Genomic DNA, 4,670 nt, shown 5'->3' on the forward strand with positions numbered 1-4,670 from the left:
GGCCTTGGGGAAGACGACGACCATGACGACGACGAGGGCGAAGTTCACCACGGACATCGCGGCGGACTCCCCGATGTCCGAGTTCTTGAGCTGGTACATGAACACGGTGGTGGTGGCGGTGTCGCTGTCCGGACCACCGTGGGTCATGCTCCAGATGATCGGGAAGGAGTTGAAGACGTTGATCAGATTGATGACCACTCCGACCAGGAACGCCGGCCGCAGCAGCGGGAGGGTGATCCGGAAGTACGTCTGCCAGGGGCCGGCGCCGTCCACCCGGGCCGCCTCGTAGACCTCGCCGGGGACGGTCTGCAGTCCCGCCAGCAGGGTGTAGGTGGTGAAGGGCAGGGAGACGAAGACGGCGACGAACATCATCCAGGGCCAGGCCGTCGCGGGGTCGCCGAGCCAGTCCCGGGGGCTGTCGATCAGACCGAGGTCGGTCATGAGGGTGTTGAGGACGCCCGCCGTCTGGTTGAGCATCCACTTGAAGCCGATGGCGGTCATCACGACCGAGGCGGCCCAGGGCGCGATGAGCGCCCAGCGGGTGAGGCGCCGGCCGGGGAACTTCTGGTTGAAGAGCTGGGCCAGCGCCAGGGAGACCAGCATGGTCGCGCCGACCACGACCACCGTCCACAGCACGGTCGACAGGACGACCGAGGGCAGTGACGGTTCCGCGAACAGCTGCTTGTACTTGTCGAATCCGGCCGAGCCCCGGACGAATCCGCTGCTGCTGATCCTCAGGAACGAGGTGCGGACCATCTCGTAGACCGGCCAGAGGACGACCAGTGCGATCAGCAGGACGGCCGGCCCGATCCAGGGAAGCGGTCCCAGCCGGGCCAGGCCGCCCCTGTCCTTGCGGACCGGGCGCGATGTGGTTGAAGTGGTGGACACGAGGGAGTGCCTGCCTTCCGTGACAATGCGGTGCGCGGGCTGCCTACTTGTCGGAGACCGCTGCCTCGGCCTTCTTCTGCAGCTCCCCCAGGACCTTGGCCGGGTCGTTCACGGCCGTGCCTCCGCTCTTCTTGATCTCGGCGGAGACGGCGTCCCAGGTCGTGTCGCCGAGCGGGTAGAACACCGCGTTCGGCAGCAGCGAGAAGAAGGGCTCGAGGTCCTGGTGCCTGCCGTTGCCGGTCATCTCCCCGAGGGTGTCCTCGGTGACCGGCATCAGGTTGTAGAGCTCGTCGAACTTGAGCGTGTTCTCCTTGGCGTACGCGAAGTCGAGGAACGCGCGGACCTGCTCCTTGTGGCCGGGGCCCTTGAACGCCATCATCCAGTCGGCGACGCCGAGCGTGGACTTCAGCGCACCGGCCTTTCCGGGGATCGGCGCGACGCCGTAGTCGACCTTGCCGTCCTTGGACATCTGGATCAGCGAGGGGTGGCCGTTGAGCATCGCGACCTTGCCGGCCGCGAAGTCCGCGAAGGCGGTCTTGCGGTCCGTCGTCGCGGGGTTGGCGTAGGTCAGGCCGGGAGCGACGAGGTTCGTCCTCAGCCAGGTGAACGCGTCGATGTTGGCCTGGCTGTTGAGTGTGTAGGCGCCCTTGGCGTCCGTGACACCGCCGGCGTTGCCGAGCTCCCAGATCAGGGACTCGCCCTGGGCCTCCTCGGGCCCGAGCGGCAACGCGTAGGGGGTCACGCCCGGCACCGGCACCGCCGCCTTGATCTTCTCGGCGGCGGCCTTGACGTCGTCCCAGCTCTTGGGGGCCTCGGTGATGCCCGCCTGGGCGAAGAGCGCCTTGTTGTAGAAGAACGCCCGCGCCGAGGCGACGAACGGGATCCCGTAGGGCTTGCCGTCGACCTCGCCGGCCTTGGCGAAACTGTCGATCAGGTTGGCCCGGGTCTGCTCCGAGAGCACCTCGTCCGCCCGGTACAGCAGGTTGTCGGCGACCTTGTCCGCGTAGCCGCCGGTCTGCAGGACGTCGGGCACGTTGCCGCTCTGGATCATCGTCTTGACCTGCGAGTCGATGTCGTTCCAGTTGATCACCTGGACGTCGACCTTGATCTTCGGGTTGGCGGCGGTGAACCGGTCCGCCACGTCCTTCCAGTAGGACGCCGAGCTGTTCGAGGCCTTGTCGCCGTAGTCGGCGGCCACCAGCTTCAGCGTCACGTCCTTGTCGGCGGAGGCCGTGCTGCCGCCGCTGCCGCAGGCGGTGAGGGCGAGCGCCCCGAAGGTGCAGGCACAGGCCGCTGCGAGAGAGCGCTTGTTCATCGTCAGTACCGCCTTGTCTCCCGGCCGGTCTCGACGACGCGGCCCAGTGGGGGTCCGGAAACTGCCGCAGAGTTCGGAGCGTGCATACACGTGGAAGATCCAACCGTGTTTCGCTCATAAACGAGCATCTGCCGTGGGCAAAGTAAACACGAGCAGGCGGGCCCCGAGCCAGACCTGTTACGCAAACGATGCCAACGTGACAGGCGTCCAGCACCGGAGGAACACAGAAGGAACACCTGACGGCGGCGCCACCGGCCGGCCGGTCACCGTCCTCCCGCCCGACGCCGGAACGGAAAGCGCCCGGCGGGCTGCCGCGGGAGCGGAGCCCGCCGGGCGGAGGCGCTTCGTGCACCCGGTTACGGCGGCGTGAGGGTGGTCCGGGAGAGTCAGACCGCGATGACCTCGATACCGGCCTCGATGAACCGCGCCGCCATCTCGGGAACCAGACCGGAGTCCGTGACCAGCACGTCGATCCGGTCCAGGCCGCAGATCCGGGCGAAGGCGCGTCTGCCGATCTTGGACGAGTCCGTCGCGAGGACCACCTTCCGGGCACGCTCCGCGAGCAGCCGGCTGATGCCGGCCTCGTCCTCGTGGTGCGTCATCACGCCGAGTCTCGGGTCGACGCCGTCCACACCCAGCACGGCGACGTCGAGGACCACCTGGTTCAGCACGCCCTCCGTCAGCGGCCCGACCAGCTCGTAGGTCTGGGGCCGCGCCACGCCACCGGTCACCACCAGCTTGAACTGCGGGCGGACCGCGAGTTCACCGGCGATGTTCAGGGAGTTGGTGACGACCGTGTAGAGCGGCCCGGAGGCCGCGTCCCCCCGCTCAGCGGGCCCCCCGCCGGCCCGGAGCACCAGTGCCCGGGCCACCTCGGTGGTGGTGGTGCCGCCGTTGAGCCCGACGACGTCCCCCTCCCCCAGCAGTTCGGCCACCGCAGTCGCGATGCGCTGCTTGTCCGACACCCGGCGCGAGGACTTGTAGCGCATCGGGAGTTCGTAGGAGACGCCGTGCGCGATCGCCCCTCCGCGCGTACGGACGAGCAGCCGCTGCTCGGCCAGCTCGTCGAGGTCGCGCCGGATGGTCGCCGGCGACACCGCCACCGAAACGGCCGCCTCGTCGACGTCCAGCTTGCCGTCGACCGCGAGCAGTTCGAGCAGCTTGCTCCACCTCTCCTGCTTGGACATGCGCAGCAACCCTTCTTCGACTGGAACTCCGGCACCGCGCCGCGTCCGGCGGGAACGGAAACCGCCCTGGGCGGCCGGTCCGCCGACCCGGGACGTATGCGCGGAGTTGATCGTATCGCCGCACCGTCGCGCAAGGCGTGGCGCGGGCAAACCGCGCACGTCACACGACATTCGGCGGCCGACCTCTGGACTCGGCGAGCCTTCTGCGTGGATACTGCGCTCACACATCTTGATGGATTTCGCATCTTTGGCGCTATCAGTGCGCATCTTCGATCATCCAGGATGGTTCGGCACCCATGATCAGCAACACCTCCCCGTCCCCGGTCGGCTCCACGCCCCCCGCTGCGCCCCCGTCTGACGGCCACCCGCCCGGGTGCGTGATCGCACTCGACGTCGGCGGCACCGGGATGAAGGGCGCCGTTCTCGACCACGGCATGCGCCCCCTGCACACCGTGCACCGGCCCACTCCGCGCGCCGACGGGCCGTCCGCCGTCCTCGACGCCATCACCGACACCCTGCTCGGCCTGAACCGCTCGGCCGCCGGGTCCGGCCTGCCGGTGCACCACGCGGGGGTGGCCGTCCCCGGCATCGTCGACGACGCCCGCCGGCTCGCCGTCCGGTCGGTGAACCTCGGCTGGCAGGACCTCCCGCTCGCCGCCCTGCTGGAGGAACGGACCGGCCTGCCCGTCACCCTGGGCCACGACGTCCGCGCGGGCGGCGTCGCCGAATGCGCGATGGGGGCCGCCCGCGGGGCGGACGACGTCCTGTTCGTCGCCATCGGCACCGGCATCGCCGCGGCCCTCGTCTGCGACGGCCGACCGCTCCTGGCCCGCGGGTACGCGGGCGAGATCGGCCACATCCCCGTCGCGTCCGGGATGGGAGCGTGCGCCTGCGGAGGCTCCGGCTGCCTGGAGACGGTGGCCTCCGCCGCCGCCGTGGCGTCCGCCTACACCGCGCGCACCGGCCGGCCCGTGTCCGGCGCGGCCGACGTGGCCGCCCTGACCGCGCAGGGCGACCCCGTGGCGCGGGCGGTCTGGGACCGGGCCGCGACCGGACTGGCGGAAGCACTGGCCACCGCCACCACCCTGCTCGCGCCGGAACTGATCGTGCTGGGCGGCGGCCTCGCCGAGGCGGACCGGCTCCTGCTCGACCCCGTGCGGGCCGGCCTGACGGAGCGCCTGACCTTCCAGCGCCGTCCCGTCGTGGTGCGCGCCGAACTCGGCGACCGGGCGGCCTGTCTCGGCGCGGGCCTCGCGGCCTGGCGGGCCGCCGGACACCCC

4 protein-coding genes are annotated in these 4,670 nt (G+C 70.3%); 1 reads left to right on the top strand and 3 read right to left on the bottom strand.

The window, feature by feature from the left end:
- The 3 genes from VR45_RS10650 to VR45_RS10660 form a co-directional block, all read right to left on the bottom strand.
- Positions 1-888: sugar ABC transporter permease (locus VR45_RS10650; RefSeq protein WP_045939454.1), on the bottom strand; the 888-nt coding region annotated here is incomplete at its 3' end.
- Between the two features lie 43 nt (positions 889-931).
- Positions 932-2,203, bottom strand: a complete 1,272-nt coding sequence (locus VR45_RS10655) for an extracellular solute-binding protein (RefSeq protein WP_045939455.1) — start codon at positions 2,201-2,203, stop codon at positions 932-934.
- 386 nt (positions 2,204-2,589) lie between these two features.
- On the bottom strand, positions 2,590-3,390 hold the full coding sequence (locus VR45_RS10660) for a DeoR/GlpR family DNA-binding transcription regulator (RefSeq protein ID WP_045939456.1): 801 nt from the start codon (positions 3,388-3,390) through the stop codon (positions 2,590-2,592).
- Positions 3,391-3,767: 377 nt separating this feature from the next.
- On the opposite strand from VR45_RS10660, the gene VR45_RS10665 reads away from it, so the two are divergent.
- A partial coding sequence (locus tag VR45_RS10665; RefSeq protein WP_286163162.1) for an ROK family protein occupies positions 3,768-4,670 on the top strand: 903 nt, incomplete at its 3' end.

Source organism: Streptomyces sp. NRRL S-495, assembly GCF_000966955.1.
GTDB classification, from domain to species: Bacteria; Actinomycetota; Actinomycetes; order Streptomycetales; family Streptomycetaceae; genus Kitasatospora; species Kitasatospora purpeofusca.

Coding starts and splice junctions, on each gene's coding strand:
- VR45_RS10655 (WP_045939455.1), bottom strand. CDS start 2,203: ATGAACAAGCGCTCTCTCGCAGCGGCCTGTGCCTGCACCTTCGGGGCG.
- VR45_RS10660 (WP_045939456.1), bottom strand. CDS start 3,390: ATGTCCAAGCAGGAGAGGTGGAGCAAGCTGCTCGAACTGCTCGCGGTC.